General features: G+C 58.0%; 19 protein-coding genes. 7 read left to right on the forward strand and 12 right to left on the reverse strand.

Annotated features, from left to right (window positions below; genetic code table 11):
* Nucleotides 1-54 precede the first annotated feature (54 nt).
* Nucleotides 55-1,530, reverse strand: coding sequence for a sulfatase-like hydrolase/transferase (locus tag ACR0CA_RS07440; RefSeq protein WP_480898266.1), 1,476 nt, complete (start codon nucleotides 1,528-1,530; stop codon nucleotides 55-57).
* Here ACR0CA_RS07440 and ACR0CA_RS07445 point away from each other — a divergent pair.
* From ACR0CA_RS07445 to ACR0CA_RS07465, 5 genes are all read left to right on the forward strand, one after another.
* Nucleotides 1,450-1,647: a hypothetical protein gene (locus ACR0CA_RS07445; protein WP_480898274.1), complete on the forward strand. Its 198-nt coding sequence runs from the start codon at nucleotides 1,450-1,452 to the stop codon at nucleotides 1,645-1,647. The genes ACR0CA_RS07440 and ACR0CA_RS07445 overlap by 81 nt on opposite strands.
* A gap of 129 nt (nucleotides 1,648-1,776) precedes the next feature.
* Complete coding sequence (locus tag ACR0CA_RS07450) at nucleotides 1,777-2,901, forward strand: ABC transporter permease (RefSeq protein WP_170785795.1); 1,125 nt, start codon at nucleotides 1,777-1,779, stop codon at nucleotides 2,899-2,901.
* A 1-nt stretch (nucleotide 2,902) separates the two neighbouring features.
* Nucleotides 2,903-3,718 carry an ABC transporter ATP-binding protein gene (locus ACR0CA_RS07455; RefSeq protein WP_170773353.1) on the forward strand — a complete coding sequence of 272 codons (816 nt, stop codon included), beginning with the start codon at nucleotides 2,903-2,905 and terminating at the stop codon, nucleotides 3,716-3,718.
* Nucleotides 3,719-3,723: 5 nt separating this feature from the next.
* On the forward strand, nucleotides 3,724-5,040 hold the full coding sequence (locus ACR0CA_RS07460; RefSeq protein ID WP_480898031.1) for an MlaD family protein: 1,317 nt from the start codon (nucleotides 3,724-3,726) through the stop codon (nucleotides 5,038-5,040).
* A complete protein-coding gene (locus ACR0CA_RS07465) occupies nucleotides 5,037-5,687 on the forward strand; it encodes an ABC-type transport auxiliary lipoprotein family protein (RefSeq protein ID WP_170785788.1) in 651 nt (216 codons plus the stop codon). The genes ACR0CA_RS07460 and ACR0CA_RS07465 overlap by 4 nt, the downstream gene beginning before the upstream one ends.
* On the opposite strand, the gene ACR0CA_RS07470 is transcribed toward ACR0CA_RS07465, so the two are convergent.
* The 3 genes from ACR0CA_RS07470 to ACR0CA_RS07480 form a co-directional block, all read right to left on the reverse strand.
* A complete protein-coding gene (locus ACR0CA_RS07470) occupies nucleotides 5,684-7,600 on the reverse strand; it encodes a vWA domain-containing protein (protein WP_480898034.1) in 1,917 nt (638 codons plus the stop codon). The two genes, ACR0CA_RS07465 and ACR0CA_RS07470, sit on opposite strands and share 4 nt — an antisense overlap.
* On the reverse strand, nucleotides 7,597-8,136 hold the full coding sequence (locus ACR0CA_RS07475) for an RNA polymerase sigma factor (protein ID WP_170773347.1): 540 nt from the start codon (nucleotides 8,134-8,136) through the stop codon (nucleotides 7,597-7,599). The genes ACR0CA_RS07470 and ACR0CA_RS07475 overlap by 4 nt, the downstream gene beginning before the upstream one ends.
* Nucleotides 8,137-8,198: 62 nt before the next feature.
* Entirely contained in the window at nucleotides 8,199-9,779 is a 1,581-nt protein-coding gene (locus ACR0CA_RS07480; RefSeq protein WP_170789938.1) for an FMN-binding glutamate synthase family protein, read from the reverse strand.
* 212 nt (nucleotides 9,780-9,991) lie between these two features.
* On the opposite strand from ACR0CA_RS07480, the gene ACR0CA_RS07485 reads away from it, so the two are divergent.
* Nucleotides 9,992-10,360, forward strand: coding sequence for a CrcB family protein (locus ACR0CA_RS07485; RefSeq protein ID WP_170790047.1), 369 nt, complete (start codon nucleotides 9,992-9,994; stop codon nucleotides 10,358-10,360).
* Nucleotides 10,357-10,719 (forward strand): fluoride efflux transporter FluC, encoded by a 363-nt coding sequence (locus ACR0CA_RS07490; protein WP_170773343.1) that lies wholly within the window; start codon nucleotides 10,357-10,359, stop codon nucleotides 10,717-10,719. The genes ACR0CA_RS07485 and ACR0CA_RS07490 overlap by 4 nt, the downstream gene beginning before the upstream one ends.
* 20 nt (nucleotides 10,720-10,739) lie before the next feature.
* Here the strand turns inward: ACR0CA_RS07490 and ACR0CA_RS07495 are convergent, their stop codons facing one another.
* The 8 genes from ACR0CA_RS07495 to queC form a co-directional block, all read right to left on the reverse strand.
* Complete coding sequence (locus ACR0CA_RS07495; protein WP_237217442.1) at nucleotides 10,740-11,066, reverse strand: cytochrome o ubiquinol oxidase subunit IV; 327 nt, start codon at nucleotides 11,064-11,066, stop codon at nucleotides 10,740-10,742.
* A complete protein-coding gene (locus ACR0CA_RS07500; RefSeq protein ID WP_170789937.1) occupies nucleotides 11,059-11,691 on the reverse strand; it encodes a cytochrome c oxidase subunit 3 in 633 nt (210 codons plus the stop codon). Before ACR0CA_RS07500 ends, ACR0CA_RS07495 begins: the two co-directional genes overlap by 8 nt.
* A complete protein-coding gene (locus ACR0CA_RS07505) occupies nucleotides 11,688-13,778 on the reverse strand; it encodes a cbb3-type cytochrome c oxidase subunit I (RefSeq protein ID WP_480898039.1) in 2,091 nt (696 codons plus the stop codon). The genes ACR0CA_RS07500 and ACR0CA_RS07505 overlap by 4 nt, the downstream gene beginning before the upstream one ends.
* A complete protein-coding gene (locus ACR0CA_RS07510) occupies nucleotides 13,775-14,695 on the reverse strand; it encodes a cytochrome ubiquinol oxidase subunit II (RefSeq protein WP_480898042.1) in 921 nt (306 codons plus the stop codon). Before ACR0CA_RS07510 ends, ACR0CA_RS07505 begins: the two co-directional genes overlap by 4 nt.
* A 134-nt stretch (nucleotides 14,696-14,829) precedes the next feature.
* A complete protein-coding gene (gene queF / locus ACR0CA_RS07515) occupies nucleotides 14,830-15,291 on the reverse strand; it encodes a preQ(1) synthase (RefSeq protein ID WP_480898044.1) in 462 nt (153 codons plus the stop codon).
* A 20-nt stretch (nucleotides 15,292-15,311) separates the two neighbouring features.
* A complete protein-coding gene (gene queE, locus ACR0CA_RS07520; protein WP_480898046.1) occupies nucleotides 15,312-16,022 on the reverse strand; it encodes a 7-carboxy-7-deazaguanine synthase QueE in 711 nt (236 codons plus the stop codon).
* Nucleotides 16,019-16,372: a 6-carboxytetrahydropterin synthase QueD gene (queD, locus tag ACR0CA_RS07525; RefSeq protein ID WP_170773332.1), complete on the reverse strand. Its 354-nt coding sequence runs from the start codon at nucleotides 16,370-16,372 to the stop codon at nucleotides 16,019-16,021. Before queD ends, queE begins: the two co-directional genes overlap by 4 nt.
* Nucleotides 16,372-17,073 carry a 7-cyano-7-deazaguanine synthase QueC gene (gene queC / locus ACR0CA_RS07530; protein ID WP_480898049.1) on the reverse strand — a complete coding sequence of 234 codons (702 nt, stop codon included), beginning with the start codon at nucleotides 17,071-17,073 and terminating at the stop codon, nucleotides 16,372-16,374. The genes queD and queC overlap by 1 nt, the downstream gene beginning before the upstream one ends.
* Between the last annotated feature and the right edge of the window lie 458 nt (nucleotides 17,074-17,531).

Below are 17,531 nucleotides of genomic sequence, written 5' to 3' on the forward strand. Positions count from 1 at the left end.
CCGGATCTTTCACAGGTGTAGAGGGCACAGGCGCGACATTCGCGCCAGTGCGTTTCAATAGCGTTTTTGCACCTTCGGTCCATCCGAGGTGATGGAATGCAAGGACAGCGTATGATCCGTATTGCGCATCCGGTGACGTAGCATCTGCCGCCCCAAACGGGCCAGATCGATCGCAAATGCGGGGTCGTTGGCTACGTTTTGCATTTCACCGGACTGTTGGTGATCGAATAGAATGGGCGGCAGGTCGGCGGCAAATTCGACCAAAGTAAACCGCGCGTCGCGCAAGATGGACAGGTTCGAGTCGCTATGGCCGGTTCCAAGCCGCTGTTGCCATAGAGTTTTTGCTTGCGGATCTCCGAAATCCAGTTCGCTGTAGGTATAACTGCGCCAATCTTCGGGCGCGTCCCCCGTCAGCAAGGGCAGCAATGATCGTCCGTCCATCGCATTGGGCGGCGTCCGGCCAACCCAGTCGAGGATGGTGGGCGCGATATCAATGGACTCGGTCGGAACGGTCACAACCTGACCGGCCTGTGCCTGATTGCCCGGCACCCGAATGATCAGTGGCGTACGATAGGCGGCGTCAAACACCGTCATTTTGCCCCAGCTATGATGATCGCCCAGCATCTCGCCATGGTCTGCGGTCACTACGATAAGCGTCTGCTCATACTGGCCACTGTCTTTCAAAAACTGGATAACTCGCCCAATATGGTGATCGACCTCTGTGGTCAGGCCCAGATAGACGGACCGCAATGTCTGAATATTCTGATCACTCGGTTCGACTTCATCGAACCCCAACACAACGTCTCCTGCGCTATGGCGGTCTATGGTCGGCTCAAAGAACGGGTGCATGGCGCTATCTTGCGCCTCGTCTGCGTGCCGGATCGGCAAAGGCAACGCGGCGGGATCATACATGTCGTTATAGGGCGACGGGGCCACCAGCGGCGGATGCGGCCGGATATAGGTCAAATGCGCAAACCAGCCCTGACCGGCCATCGGCGCCATATGGTTCAGGAAGCTGTCCGTCAGAAAGGCTGTGTCGCTGTCCTCGGCCCGATAAAGTGCGGGATCGTTCAGCCTTGGCGCGCCACCGTCGGGTGCGGTTGGCTTGTGAAGATCCCAATAGTCCTGAAACGCATAGCCCTTTTGCATCAGATGGGCGCGCCAAGGATAGGACTCCTCCAACCGCATCTCCAGCACTTCATCAAAACCAGGCATCGGATGCTCATAAGATTTGAGGATCGGGTCTGACGCATCATAGGCCCTTGGGTCCGCCGAAGTATCGGTATAGCCGAACAACATCGGGCGATACCCCGCCTTTCGCATTTCCGATGCGATGCTGGGCGTGTCATGCCGCAGGGGCGTTCCGTTGCGCACAGACCGGTGGTTCATCGCATATTGCCCAGTCAGGATAGATGCCCGTGACGGCCCGCAGGGATTGGTGACTGAAAAATGGCGGTCAAAGCGGACGGCATCAGCTATCAACGCCCTGAGATTCGGCAGCTCGATACAATCCGCCAGAACGCCGCTCAGACAATCTGCCCGAAGCTGATCAATAACAATGAAAAGGACATTCCCCGACTGCGGCATGTCAATTCTCTCAAACCCGAATTTAACCTGCGGCCACACTGTCCTGAACAGGTGAATTGAGCAATAGGTATAGACCATGCGCAATCAGGCTTTGGGGCTTGTCGCATTCACGACATGATGCAGGGACAAAATTGCTTCTTCCCAAAAAATTACATTGCAGCCCCACACTGTTTTACATCACATACAGCCATGACGCGACCTAGCCTGAATTCGGAAACAAGCGCCGACGGCGTTTACCTTCGGGTGTCCGGAGACTTGCTGACTCAGACACTCAGTAGCGTCGAACAGAGCTTTGCTGCGTATAAGCCTGACGATAGCAATTTGATCATTGATCTGTCTGGAATCCAGGCGCTGGACACCAGTGGGGCTTGGGTGGTTGCCGACCTTGCGCATAGGGCGAAACTGGCCGGAGCCGAGGTGCGGTTTCAAGGGGCGTTGCCCGCGTATTCCGACCTGATCGAGACGGTCACACGCAACATCCCCGAGGATCCGGAATCAGAAGACACTAGTCGCAGTTTCGCAGATTGGATCGAAAGTCTGGGCAAGCGGACTGCAGGAGGGTGGAAAGACACGCTGTCGATGCTGGAATTCCTTGGGATGACCCTGCACCGGTTGATGCGCACCCTAATGATGCCTCGACGACTGCGCGGTGCCGCGCTTGTGTCGCAAATGGAGGAAACCGGCTTTCGCGCCATTCCAATAGTCGCGCTGATGGGCTTTCTGATCGGGGTGGTTCTGGCGTTTCAGGGCGCAACCCAGCTGAAGCAATTTGGAGCCGAGATCTTCGTGGTCGAGTTGATCTCGATCTCGGTCCTTCGGGAACTGGGCATTTTGCTCACGGCCATCATCGTGGCGGGCCGCTCTGGCTCGGCCTTTACGGCCTCGATCGGGTCGATGAAAGTGCAAGAAGAGATTGACGCGATGAGGACCCTCGGCCTGGATCCGATCGAAGTTCTGGTCATACCCCGCGTCATGGCATTGCTGGTCATGCTGCCCATTCTGGGTTTCATTGCCAATATGGCGGCCCTGATCGGCGGCGGATTGATGAGCTGGATTGATCTGGGCGTCAGCCCCGGCATGTTCGCTACGCGTCTGAAAGAAAACACCGGCATCTGGCAATTTGCCATCGGCATGATCAAGGCCCCTTTCTTTGCGCTTGTGATCGGGGTGATTGCCTGCTGGCAGGCGTTACAGGTCAAGGGCTCGGCCCAAAGCGTTGGGCAGCGTACAACGGCGTCTGTGGTTCAATCCATTTTTATGGTGATCGCGTTGGACGCCTTGTTTTCCATCTTCTTTTCGGTGATGGGTGTCTGACATGGACGGGACTTTGCCGCAGCACAGCCAAAAGACGGACACACAGCGCGAAGCTGTTATCCGCGTGCGCAACCTGACCAACCAATTCGGCCCTCAGATCGTGCATCAAAATCTGGATTTAGATGTCTGGCGCGGTGAAGTTCTGGGCATCGTTGGCGGATCAGGCACCGGGAAATCCGTTCTGCTGCGCACGATCGTCGGGCTAAACAAACCGGCCGCTGGCAGTATCGAGGTTTTGGGCGTCGATGTTGTGAACGGCCCCGAACAGGAACGCCGCCGGATTGAACAGCGCTGGGGCGTTGCGTTTCAGGATGGCGCGCTGTTTTCCTCTCTGACCGTGTTGCAAAACATCATGGCGCCGCTTCGCGAACACACGGGCCTTAGTGAAAGTCTGATGTGCGCATTAGGAAACCTCAAGATCAGCCTTGTCGGCCTGCCACAATTTAGCTGCGGCAAGTTTCCGTCCGAATTGTCCGGAGGGATGCGTAAACGCGCCGCCCTTGCACGTGCGCTGGCGCTGGACCCCGAGATTGTCTTTCTGGACGAACCCACCGCCGGTTTGGACCCGATCGGGGCCGCCGCCTATGACGATCTGATCGGCGAGTTGCAACACGCGCTTGGGCTGACCGTTTTCATGGTAACTCATGATCTGGACAGCCTTTATGCCATCTGTGACCGGATTGCCGTACTTGCAGAAAAACGCGTCCTGGTTGAAGGTCCGATTGAAGAAATGACCAAAGTCGATCATCCTTGGGTGCAAGAATATTTCACCGGCCCAAGGGCACGCGCGGCACAAGAAAAAGGGCTAGGCAGGTAAAGGCAATGGAGACCCGAGCAAATTATATCCTGATCGGTGCCTTCACGCTTGCGGGCATTCTTGGTGCGTTCGGGTTCTTCCTTTGGCTCGCCAAATTCGAAATCTCGCGCCAATACGCGTACTATGAGGTGCTGTTCGACAATGTCTCGGGCCTCTCCGCCGCCGGTGGCGTCAGCTATAACGGGTTGCCCGTCGGACAGGTCATTTCGCTGGAGCTGGATGAGGACGATCCTTCGAAAGTACGAGTCCGTCTTGAGGTGGACGCGGAAATCCCGGTGACATCCGAAACTATTGCGCAATTGCAATCACTTGGGGTGACCGGCGTTAGTTTCGTGGAACTGACCGGTGGATCGTCAACCGCAGAACGCCTACCGCAGAACAGCCTGATCCAAAGCAAACGCAGCGCCATTCAGTCACTCTTCGAAGGCGCGCCTTTGTTGATGGAGAAAGCCATCACCCTGCTTGAAGACATCAACGAGGTTGTAGACGATAAAAACCGGCAGGCCGTGTCCGATATTCTGGCCAACGTCGCCTCGGCCACCGGGCGGCTGGACAAGACTCTGTCAGATTTCGAATCCCTCTCGGCCGATCTGGGCGGCGCTGCCCGAGAGATTTCGGACTTCTCCAAACGCCTGGATCAGCTCGCCGATACGGCCGAGACCACTCTGACCACCGGAACCGATACACTGAATAGCGTCAAGACGGCCTCTGAATCCGCTGCCGCCGCGCTGGATAGCGCCAAGACGACTTTTGAGACCGCAGACCAGGTTATCCAGCAGGATCTGAGGCCGTTTATTGACCGCGCCTCATCTCTGGCAGAAAATCTGTCCGGCCTGTCAGATGAAGGCAGCGTGGCGCTTGCGACTGCCACGGAAACCTTCCTGAATGCCAACGAAACACTGGGCTCTATCACCGGTGCAATGGACACCGCAAAAGGCACGCTGACATCTGCCGAGAGCGCCTTTGATTCAGCCAATCGCGTGATCAACGAAGACGTGGGCGCTGTCATGGCCGACATCCGCAACGCCGCCAATCAGGTGGCAACCACTGTCACCAGCGTCACCGACAGGCTGGACGAGATTTCCGAGGATATCCTCAGCGCATCGGAATCGGCCTCGAACCTGCTGGGAACGATTGACGGAATCGTCCAGGAAAATCGCCGTCAGATTTCGGATTTCATGCGCGTTGGCCTGCCCCAATTCACCCGGTTCATCGAGCAATCCCAACGTTTGGTGGTCACTCTGGATCGGCTGGTCGATAAGGTTGAACGTGACCCAGCGCGGTTCCTGCTGGGCACTCAAGCATCGGAGTTTCGCCAATGATCAGGTTTCTTCCTTTCGTTCTGGCGGCAGTGGTTCTGGCTGGATGCACCGGGCTGGGTACGTTGCAACAGGCGTCAAAGCCCAACGACCTGTATCTGCTGACGCCTAAAAGCACGTTTTCATCGTCGCTGCCGCGCGTGCAGAAACAGATCGTTGTGGAAGAGCCGACCGCAACGGCGGCGGTCAATACGGATCAGATTGCGATCCAGCCTTCTCATCTGCAAGTACAGTACCTGTCCCGCGCGCGGTGGGTCGACCGAGCCCCCCTGATCGTGCAGGCGCTAATGGTTGAAAGCTATGAAAACAGCGGCAAAGTGGCCGCGGTTGGACGGTCCACTGTTGGCCTTCGAGCAGATTATGTCATCGTCCCCGATCTGCGCGAGTTTCAGGGCATAGTCGTCAGCGGCACCGATGGCGAGTCGACCGTTCGCATAGAAGTGCGCATGAACATCAAGATAATCGACGAGTTCGAAGACAAGATCATAGCGTCGGGTTCGTTTCAGGAAGCCGTGATTGCCGAAAGTGAACAAACCCCGGATCTGGTCAACGCTTTCGATATCGCCCTGGGCAAAACCATGCGCGACGCGGTCGAGTGGAGCGTTCGAAGAATACACACACACTCGACCAATAACCCAAGGTCGTTCTAATCGGCCAAGGACTGGGCCAGGCGCATCAACATGATTGCCTCGGCCCTGTATCCAAACGGATCGTCCCCCCGTGCCGCCGTGGCCATATCGATGGCTTGCGGATAAGACCAATTGCCCAGATATTCACCGCCCCGCAGCGCCTGGGCGTATCCCGCAATCGCGTGGGAAAACGCGACATCGTCCGTCAAAACGCCCTGGTCGAAACGAATAGGGTTTTCGATCAACTGGCTGCGATCCGATCCGGGTTGCTTGTAGCGCAATTTGAAATATCCGATCTCCTCGTCCGTATCCGCGACCACCTGAGACGCGCCATAGCGCAAGGGACCATTGCGGATCGCGTCGGAGCCGACAGGTGTGACTTCGTAAATCGCAGTCACACTGTGCCCTGCCCCGATATCGCCTGCATCGATTGCATCATTGTCAAAGTCCTGACGCCGAAGTGCCCGCGTCTCATAGCCAATCAGGCGATATTCGGCGATTTGCGCGGGGTTGAACTCGACCTGAATTTTGACGTCGTTGGCAATCGGAAACAGCATGCCGGTCAATTGATCGACCAGCACTTTACGCGCCTCGCCCAACGTGTCGATATAGGCCGCCTGCCCGTTCCCGTTCTGCGCTAAAGCCTGCATCGTGGCATCATCCAGATTGCCGCGTCCAAAGCCCAAAACGCTCAGATAAGTTCCGCTGTCGCGTTTTCGAGCGATGAAGTCCTTCAAAGCCTCCGGATCCGACAGCCCCACATTGAAATCACCGTCTGTTGCCAGAATGACCCGCGTCACCTCGCCATCCGACGCAATCTCCTCGGCCACCTGATAGGCCTGTTGCAACCCGGCTTGTCCGGCGGTTCCGCCTCCAGCCTCGAGCTTATCTAGCGCCGCCAAAATCTTACTCCGCTCGGTGGCCCGGGTCGGTTCCAGCACCTGCCCTGTATTGCCCGCATAGGTCACGATTGAGACCTGATCTTCAGGCCCAAGTTCCGACAGCAACAGCCGGAAAGACTGTTTAAGCAGCGGCAGCTTGTTTGCATCCTGCATCGAGCCTGAACTGTCGATCAAAAACACAAGGTTCAGCGGCGGACGTTCGGCAATCTGGGGCAGCGCGCCCTGAATACCGATATGCACAAGCTGCGTTCCCGCGTTCCAAGGCGTCGGGCTGACCGTGATCGTCGGACGAAACGGAGCCTCACCATCGGGCGCCGGATAGGCGTAGGGGAAGTAATTCACCATCTCTTCCACCCGCACTGCGTCTTTTGGTGGCATCTGTCCATTCAACAATGAGGACCGGACAATCGCATAGGATGCCGTGTCGACGTCGATCGAGAAGGTGGAAACTGGGTCCTCGGCCGTGACTTTCAGTGGATTGCTATCGGCGTTTGCGAAGGCTTCTGCGTTCGGAGTTGATGCAACTACGACGTCGGGTGCCGCCGGGGCGATCCGGGCAACCTCGGCGACATTATCTCGACCGAGGCGAACCGTCGGCTCGCTGTTTGCACCTTCCGCGCGCTTGCTCAGCGCCTGCGGGGCAGCGGCGATAGCGTCGGCAAATTTTTCCTCGGCTTGTGGCAACGGCTGAGGGATGGGTGCCGGTTCAACAACCCGGCTTTCGATCTGCTCCGTCACGCGCAGCGGGCCAGTTTGCATCTGCGGGACAATAAGCACCAATGCGATAGCCCCAAGGGCTGTTGTAGCGGTCAAAACACCACGGGAAGTCAGGGAATTCAGCATGAAAATCGCTCCTTCTGTCAGGCGGGCTACTGGGCCACGCTTGACAGTGGGACGTGCGCCGACGCGAGATCCTTGGGCACGCGCAAAAGATTTTCGTGCCCGGTCCAGATTATTCGCCCGGCGTGCGCTGTCGGGGGCGGGTGTTGCCGCATCCATCAGCGATTTGAGATGGTCAAGATCGTCGGTCATTGGTCCAATTCCTCTTGCCGCATGGCCCGCAAGCGCTTTCGGATGTCCGACATACGCCACGAGACCGTCCCTTCAGACACGCCCAGAACCTCAGCCGCCTGCGCGTGGGTCATCTCTTCCTCAAGGGTCAGGGCAAGCGTCTCCTGCAAATCCTGCGGCAGGCTGCGCATAGCCCTTTGCAACCAATCCACGGCCTCGGCGGCCTCGGTCGCTTCGGCCCGGCGCATCTGTTCGACGTCGCCCCACCCTGCTGCGGCGCGACTGTGAGAAGTGGCGCGGCGACGCGCATCCTCGGCTGCATTGACCACCACACGATAAAGCCATGTGGTGAACTTGGCCCGCGCCTGAAAGGCCTGGACTTTCAAAGGAAGCGCCGCGCAGATATCCTGCGTCAGGTCCTCAGCCTGATCCGCCCGCCCGGTCAGCCGGAAACACAGCCGGAAAATCCGGTCATAGTGGCGCCGCAAAAGAGAAGCGAACGCGTCCGCGTCGCCTTTTGCCGCCGCCCGGGCCAGATCCTCATCCGATGTTTCCATACGCATCACGATGAGTAAGACGGATGGAAAAGGTCAATCCTTGGCGCGCGCGTGAAAAAAAATCAGAAATGCTGGGCCGAGGCGATTTTCCAATCGGCTGCGAACTCATCCGGGACGGCATCGCCCAGGAACGCGCCCTCTTCCACGATATCGTACAGTTCTGCGTAAGAGTGCTCTCGCTCATCCGCTGTACGACGCCGGATATCCGAGGGGTTAAGTTCGGACACTTTCTCTTTGCCCATGGCCCCCAGAATTTCGCGGAAACTTTCCAGCGTGGCGTCGTGATAGCGATGAACCCGCTGTCGTTTCTGCGGCACGTTCACGGCGCGACCACGAACCGGGTCCTGCGTGGCGACGCCGGATGGGCAGCGGTTGGTGTTGCAATGCAGCGCCTGAATACAACCAATGGCAAACATCATCGCCCTTGCCGCGTTACACATATCCGCACCAAGCGCGAATTTCTCGATCATGTCATAACCGGTGGCCACTTTGCCCGAACAAATCACCCGGATCTTGTCGCGCAACCCTGCGCCACGCAGGCAATTGTTCACAAAGATCAATGCCTCGTTCAGAGGCATGCCCAGACGGTTGGTGAACTCGACCGGAGCCGCGCCAGTGCCCCCTTCGGACCCGTCAATAGTGATGAAATCCGGCAGAATGCCTGTCTCAAGCATCGCTTTGCAGATTGCCATGAATTCCGACGGGCGACCGATGCATAGCTTGAAGCCAACCGGCTTACCACCCGACATCTCACGCAGATGCTGAACGAACTGCATCAATCCGGTCGGACCCTCAAAGGCGGAGTGCGTGGGGGGCGAAATGACGTCCTGGTGCACCGGAACGCCACGAATTTCAGCAATCTCCTCATCAACCTTGGCGGCAGGCAACACCCCCCCATGCGAGGGCTTGGCCCCCTGCGACAGTTTGATCTCAATTGCCTTTACAACGTCCTTTTTGGCCTTTTCGGCGAATTTGTCCTTGTCGAACCCGCCATCCGCTGAGCGGCATCCAAAATAGCCGGTTCCGATCTGCCAGATGATATCCCCACCCTCGGCCAGATGATGCGGAGACAAACCGCCCTCGCCAGTGTTATGAGCAAATCCTCCATCCTTGGCACCGCCGTTCAGAGCCCTGATCGCATTTGCACTAAGCGCGCCAAAGCTCATCGCCGACACGTTCAGGCGCGAAGCATTGTAAGGCTGGGAGCATTGCGGACCGCCAAGCAAAACGCGCTCTTCGCTTTCGTCCACATGTTTGGGGGCGAGTGAGTGATTGGTGCGGTGATAACCCACGGAATTGATATCGTACTGCGTCCCAAAAGCCTGCGTGTCCACCTGACCTTTCGCGCGGGAATAGACCAACCCGCGAACAATTCGGTTATAGGGGCGGCCACTTTCGTTCGTTTCTACGAAATACTGGCGGATTTCGGGGCTGACAAACTCCAGCATATAGCGAAAATGCCCAAGCACCGGGTAATTGTTCAGAACATTGTGCTTCGTCGTCAGTATGTCGTACAGACCGATCACTGCGTAGGGGATCAGCAAGATCAACAGCCAATGGATCGGAGACCAGACAAACCCAAGGATCAGGGTCAGCGGCAGGCAAACACAGCTTAGAAAGTAATAGAGTCGGCGGACTATCATTGGGGCTCTCCTGAACTGGCCTGCGTTACATCGGAAGTTGGGCAATTCGATCTTTTGTTGCAAGCGTTTATGCCATTTGTCACCTGTTCCAGCGGATACGTGATAGTGGCGGTCGATGGTTGATCCGTCCCCAGCCAGTGGGTATGCCGAAAGGCACAAAGAACTGGGCAGGGTCTGTGACTGAAAGCAAACTTCAACCCAACATTGGGCGCATGTTCCTTGCCGTTTTTGTCGGCGGCGCGGCAGGTTCGCTGCTGCGTGAAGGGTTGTCGGTCCCGCTGCCCAGTATCTTGGCCGTAACGACGACCTTCGGGATCAATGTTCTTGCCTGTTTCGTTCTAGGCTGGCTCTATTCCATCCGGCACCGGGTTCATGCGCATGTATTGCATCTGGGAGCTGTGGGGTTTTGCGGCGGGCTGTCCACCTTTTCCTCTTTCGTGGCCGATCTGGCCGCGATCGCCTCAACTAGCCCATGGGGCGCGGTCTATGCTGCCACGTCCGAGATTGTCTTTGGCCTTGCCGCAGCCCTGTTGGGTGAGGCAGTCGGGCGGCGCGTTCACGGCGTGAAGGGGGCCAGATGACCGAAGCCTATCTGCACGCCATCTTTGGCCTCGGCGGAGGGTTGGGAGCGGTTTTGCGCCATTGGATCGCCTTGCGGCTGCGGCACGATCTGCCGATTGCAACGCTGTTTGTGAACGTGCTGGGCAGCCTGTTGCTGGGGCTTTGGATAGGGGTTCTCGGCGGGCCAGTCGAGATGGGGGAGGAGGCGCGGCGACTGGTATTCGGATTCTGCGGCGGCTTCACCACGTTTTCCAGCTTTGCCTATCAAACGCTGGACCTGAAACGAGAACGCACCCTTGTGTTGGCCGCTGGCAACATCGCGTTCAGCCTTGCCCTGTGCTGGGGGGCGGTAGTACTGGGAATGTGGCTGACGCAGTGACTGATTGCGGCCCCGGCGGGCTACATCGGATAGGTATGCATCCGCACCGACAGATTGCCCATGATCCAGACCGTGCCCACGATGATGATCAACAGGACAAGCGTTGAAAACAGCACGAGGTCCAAATCCTCGCGGCTGCTGCGGCGGCGATCAATATGCAGGAAATACACCAGTTGCACGATCAGTTGGGCCAGGCCCAACAGACCAATCGTCAGGTAGACGCCCGTGGTTTTAATGCCGAACACATAGGCAATGATGAAAACGATCAGCGTCAGCACCAATGAACCGCCGTAACCGACAACATAGCGTCTGCGTTCGCGCCGGTGCATCTCGGTGAGGTTATCCATAGGTCAGCCCTCCGAAGTAGACGATAGTGATGATGCCGATCCAGATCAGGTCGAGAAAGTGCCAGAACAGCGCCAGACGCACAACGCGGGACATCAGCACATCAGTCAGGCCAAAGACGCGCAGCTGTATGCCCAGCACGACCAACCACAGACACCCCGCCGCAACATGCAGCCCGTGTAGCGGGACTAACCCGTAGAATGCCGACAGGAAGCCGCTGCGCTGGGGTACTCCGCCCTTCTCTGCCATGGCCATAAAGTCGCGCAGTTCCAGCACCAGAAAGCTGAGGCCAAGGACCAGCGTTATCCCGAACCACATCACGATGCGGGATCGGGGCAGGTTGTATTTCAGCGCCAGCATTGCCAGCCCGACCGTCAGGCTGCTGGTCAGCAGGATCAGCGTCTGGGCGAAAATACTGGTCAGATCGAACAGCTCATGCGGACCGGGGCCACCGGCCTGAGCGTCGATCATGGTGATGTAGATGGCGAACATCAGGCCGAAATAAACCAGATCGCTCATCAGAAAGACCCAGAACCCGAACGAGACGACCTCACTGGCCTTGTCCGCGCCGGGGTGGCGGCGACCAAGATTCAGGCCCGGATAGCTGTGAGTGGGCGCGCGTTTCATGTCGCCACCTCCAGATCGGGGCGAGCGAGACCGCGGTTTTCCGACGCATATTCGTGATCGCGGTCAACGGGGGTCGCTGCGCGGACCAGATCCAGCCAGGCCTCGTGTTCCTTGCGCACCTGTTCGGCTGAGATAACTTCTTCGGTATCGGTTCTGAACGTCCAGGCGATGAAGGACACGAGCATCAGACCGGTAGTCAGCGCCGCCAGCCACCAGATCCACCAGACAAGTGCGAACATCCACACCCCGCTGAGCACGCAGAGGATGAAACCGATGCTTGTGTTGCGCGGCAGCAGGATATCCTCGTAGGCATCCGGCGTTGGATAGGCCGCGCCGCGCTCTTTCGCTTCGGCAAAGTCGTCACGGTCTGTCACCTGCGGGATAACGGCGAAATTATAGGGCGGCGGCGGGGCCGGGATGGACCATTCCAACGTGCGCGCGTCCCATGGGTCCCCGACAGGAACGCGTGTGGTTTCACGCTGTTTGATACTGACCCACAACTGCGCGACAACCGACAGAAGTGCGGCCAGAATGACCAGCGAGCCCAGTGCAGCCACGATCATATAAGGGTGAAAGCTGGGGTCTTCCCAACTGAACGACCGGCGCGGCATCCCCATCAGCCCCACGAAATAAAGCGGCAGGAAGGTCAGCATGAACCCGACCGTCCACAGGGCCACCGAAATCCGGCCCCATGTTTCGTTCAGGCGAAATCCGAAGGCCTTGGGGAACCAATAGTTATACCCGGCCAACAGCCCGAACAGCACCCCCGGCAGTAGCACATTGTGGAAATGCGCCACCAAGAACAGAGTATTGTGCACCTGATAGTCGATGGTCGGATTGGCAAGAATGACACCCGACAGCCCTCCGATCACAAAGAGCATCAGGAAGGCCAAACCGTAAAGCATCGGCACCGAAAACCGGATGCGCCCGCGAAACAGCGTCGCCATCCAGTCATAGACTTTCACACCGGTCGGGATGGCAATCAGCATCGTGGCGATCCCGAAAACCGCATTGATCAGCGCGCTTTGCCCCATGGTGAAAAAATGGTGCAGCCAGACGGTAAAGGACAGGATCGCAATCGACATAGTCGCAATAACCAGCGAGTTGTAACCGTAAAGCCGTTTGGCCGAAAAGGTGGCGAAAATCTCGGAATAGATCCCGTAGGCGGGCAGAACCAACAAATAGACCTCGGGGTGGCCGAACAGCCAGAACAGATTGGCGTAGTTCATCATGTTGCCGCCAAGGTCATTGGTGAAAAAGTGGAAATCCAGATACCGGTCAGCCGCCAACATCAAGGCGGCCACACCCAAAGGCGGCATTGCAAAGATGATCAGGATCGAGCTGCAAATGATCGTCCAGCAATACATCGGCAGCCGCATGAAGGTCATACCCGGCGCCCGCAGCTTGTAGATCGTCACCGCAAAGTTGATTCCTGTCAGGGTGGTGCCGATCCCCGATACGACAATCGCCCAAATCCAGTAATCCGGCCCGACCCCTGGGTTGAACGCGGCGCCGGTATAGGGCGGATAGGCCGTCCACCCTCCGGTCGAGAAAGCGCCCACCACCAGCGAAACCATCAACATCATCCCGGCAGAAACCGTCAGGCCCAAGCCGATCTGGTTCATGACCGGAAAGGCAACATCACGCGCGCCGATCATCAGGGGGATCAGAAAGTTCGCGACCCCAAACACAAAGGGCACCGCCACAAAGAACACCATGATCGTGCCATGGGTGCTGAAAAGCTCGGCGAAATGTTCGGCTTCAAGGAAGCCGTCCCCCGGCCCCGCAGCCTGCTGGGCGCGCATAACGACGCCTTCCAGCACCCCACGCGCCAGCATGACGATCGCAAAGACGATGTACATGATACCGATTTTCTTGTGATCCGCACTGGTCAGCCAATCACGCCACAATGGCCCCCACAGGCGGAACCATGTCAGCAGCCCTACAACGGCAACCACCCCGACCAGCACGACGGCTGCGGCCGCATTGGCCACGATCTCATTGGCGTTTGGCGTCTGGATCAGACCTACGATCGGGAACGCATCCCAGCTTAACCGCCCGATCAGCCCTCCTGCTTCCGACGTCATTGCGCACCCTCCTGCCCATAGGTTGCAGTTCCGGGTTGCTGATCTGTCGGTAGCGGTTGCCCACCGTGATATCGGTGCAGGATCGAGTGGAACAAATCCCCCTCCTCAAGCGTGAAATACAGCGCGTTGAGCGGCATGAGCGGCGTACCCAACGCGGCCTGTACCTCATCGCGGTCGGTGCGCATGGCCAATGTTTGATAGGTCTCATCGGTCAGCGGAATGCCATGGGTGCGGACGCTGTTGACCCAGGCCTCAAAATCGCCCGGTTGCATCGCTTGCGTCACGAATTTCTGCTTGGTGAACCCACGGCCGTTATATTGGGTGTTTTCGCCCTGCATGGTCCGGGGGGTGTCGGCCACCAGAAGCAATTTGGTTGTCATGCCGGGCATCGCGTAAATCTGCCCTGCCAGCGCCGGGATCATGAAGGATTGCATGACCGTATCGGTCGTCAAGGTCAGGGCCACCTGCTGGTTCACGGGTATGCCGAACTCTCCCACGCTGGCGATGCCATGATCGGGGTAGATGAACAGCCATTTCCAGTCGAGCCCCACAACCTGAACGTTCACGGCAGGCTGATCTCCAAACTGCGCGGCATAGGGATCAAGCCGATGCGTCGCTTTCCACAAGTAGAACGACAGGATGGCCACGATCAGTACCGGCACACCCCACATGGCAAATTCCAGAGGCCCCGAGAAATCCCATTTGGGTCGGTAAGCGGCAGAGGTGTCGGGGCGACGGCGATAGCGATAGGCGATCAGGGGTACCAGCACCAACACCGGGATCACCGCAATCAGGATCAGGGCCGTTGCGCGCAGCAGATGGGTTTTCTGCACGGCCGCAATCGGCCCCTGCGGGTCCAGAAAACTGTCGCTGGCAAAAACGGATTGCGCGGACACAAGTGCAAGCACAACCAGCACGAGCACCCGCGACCAATTGAAATACCTCACACCCAAAAGCCCTTATACCGATATCTGGGTCAACTATCGGCAGAGTCACACGATTACTCAAGGCTTTTTCGGGTCGGATTTTCGCCCGACCCAAGCGAGCGGTGTCAGCCGCGCCCACGATAGGGCGGCACGCCCTGATCGGGAATCCAGACATGCTCGGGTATGGCCCCCGTCTGCCAGAAAACATCAATCGGAATACCGCCCCTCGGATACCAGTACCCGCCGATCCGCAGCCAGCGCGGGTCAAGAAAGTCGACCAGACGGCGCGCGATGGACACGGTGCAATCTTCGTGAAACGCGCCGTGATTGCGGAACGAGCCCAGAAACAGCTTGAGCGACTTCGATTCCACCAACCATTCGCCGGGCACATAGTCGATCACCAGATGTGCAAAATCCGGCTGCCCCGTCATCGGGCACAGCGAGGTGAACTCGGGCGCGGTGAACCGCACGCAATAGTCGATATCGGCCTGCGGGTTCTGCACGCGCTCTAGTTCTGCAGTCTCAGGCGAGGTCGGCAGTTCGGTTTTCCCGCCCAATTGGGTCAGGTCGCTGTAGATGGTTTCCATTGTCTTCTCCTGATGGGGTTTTAGACCCCGCGTTTGTTGCCCCACAAAAGGACATGCAGTTGCGGCAACACCCGAGGGGTGAACCAGCCATCTGCGGTGACTTTCTCGACCAGCCATAGCAGTCGATCCGACAGGGTTTGCGGATCGACGGGCTGCGTGGGGTCGACCGTCTCATTACCCGGCTGTAGATACAGTGGCAGCGCCGGATAGCGATCCGCCGCGGCACGGGCCCAAGCGTAGTCACGCTCATCAAAGATCACGATTTTCATCACCGTTTTGGGGCCGTTTCCAGCAGCCGTCAGACAGGCGTCGAACGCGACCCAATCCACCGTCTCCCCGCTCGAGGGCGGTTTGGGGCTCAGAACCAGCGTATCCAGATCGTTGAACCACGGCTTTGCGATGGAGCCCTGCGTTTCGCAGGCGAACCGATAACCCTCTGTCCGTCCCAACGCGATCAGGGGCGCAAAGTCCTGAATGGCAGGATTGCCACCCGACAGCGACACGGTCAAAGGCCGCCCGCCTGACAGGTCGCGCACTCGGCTCCAAACCGCATCCGTGGTCATCGCCGCCCAGTCATGACGATAGGCAGTATCAACCGCGTGCAGGCTGTCGCACCAGCTGCACCGGTAATCACATCCGCCGGTGCGCACGAATACAGTAGGTTCCCCGATCAGCGCGCCTTCGCCCTGAATCGTGGGGCCGAAAATCTCGGCAATGCGCAGGCGGGTCATGGGCGATATTCGGCCCATGTTTTAGGAGTTTCGCTGACCCGCACGGCAGCGGTTTCCGGCCAACGGGCAGCACACCAGTCATAGAAATGACGCGCCATATTCTCGGCCGTGGTCAGGATGTTCATCACATCGTTCAGATGGCGATGATCAAACGTCTCGTCGATATAGGTCTTGAGCGGCTTCAGCTCGCCATAATCGCGGACAAACCCGTCAGCGTTCAGGTCCTTGGCGGCCAGTTCGACCTCGACCACATAATTATGCCCGTGCATCCGCGCGCATTGGTGATCGTCGGGCAGATGGGTCAGTTGGTGCGAGGCAGAAAAGTGGAATTCCTTGGTGATCCGATACATCAGGCGCTTTCCTTCTGTGCCGTGGCTGCCACCCAGAAATCAGGGTCGTCATAGGTTGTAGGGTCAGGGATACCGGCCAGATGGAAGGCCTCTCGCCGCTCGACACAGGTACCGCAGCGCCCGCAATGGTTGTCTCCGCCTTTGTAGCAGGACCATGTCTGGGCAAAGGGGGTGTTCACACGCGCGCCCTCGGTCACGATATCGGCTTTGCTGCGATGCACGAACGGCGTGAACAGCGAGACGTCGGCATAGCCGTCCAGCGCCAGCTTCTGCATTGCCTCAAAGGCTTCGGTGAAGGCAGGGCGGCAATCGGGATAGATGAAGTGATCCCCACCATGCACGGCGGTGGCCACCGCATCTGCCCCACGGGCGGCGGCGGCACCGAATGCAACTGTCAGCATGATGGCGTTGCGGTTGGGCACCACGGTCACTTTCATGCTGTCTTCGGCATAGTGCCCATCGGGCACATCCACATCATCGGTCAGGGCCGAGCCGGTCAGAACCGCTCCAACCGAACGCAGGTCGATGAAGTCATGGGGCACACCAAGGCGCAGCGCGCAAAGCGCAGCATAGTCCAGCTCTTTGCGGTGACGCTGGCCATAGTCGAAAGAGATCAGGCCCGCCAATTCGTGATCCTGCGCAACCATATGCGCCAAAGATACCGAATCCAGCCCGCCCGAGCAGATTACGATCGTTTTCATATTTTGAACCCTTGTTTTGATACCCGGGTAGGCTGCGACCGGGATGCGCCCTGTTATACTCTGTCGTGCGCGGTGCCAAGGCCCGAGCGCCTGATTGCCGGATCACAAGACGGACAGATGGATTCAGGAGCGATTCGCATTTTTGGATCAGGTGACGTGAGGGAAATGCAAAGACTTCAGGTCAAGTCCAAGCCTCGCGCTTCACGAAAGTGTCAAGAACACGTGAAGTTTCGCCATTTTATTGCCTGCGACCTCTCGGTTTCATTCACAATCCACCTAAGGTTGCCTAATTTGCAGGCAAAGGCTTTAACCTTTTTTGAAATAATGCCAACGTCTGCCCCAGTGAAAGGCGACTTTCGCAACAACATTCCTGACTGCAAACCGAAACCCAGTGACGCGGTGTTCATTGCGATCTGACAAAGCAAAATCTGAACCTGTTCCGGGCCGCTTTCTGGTCG

The organism is Ruegeria sp. F12 (assembly GCF_056533885.1).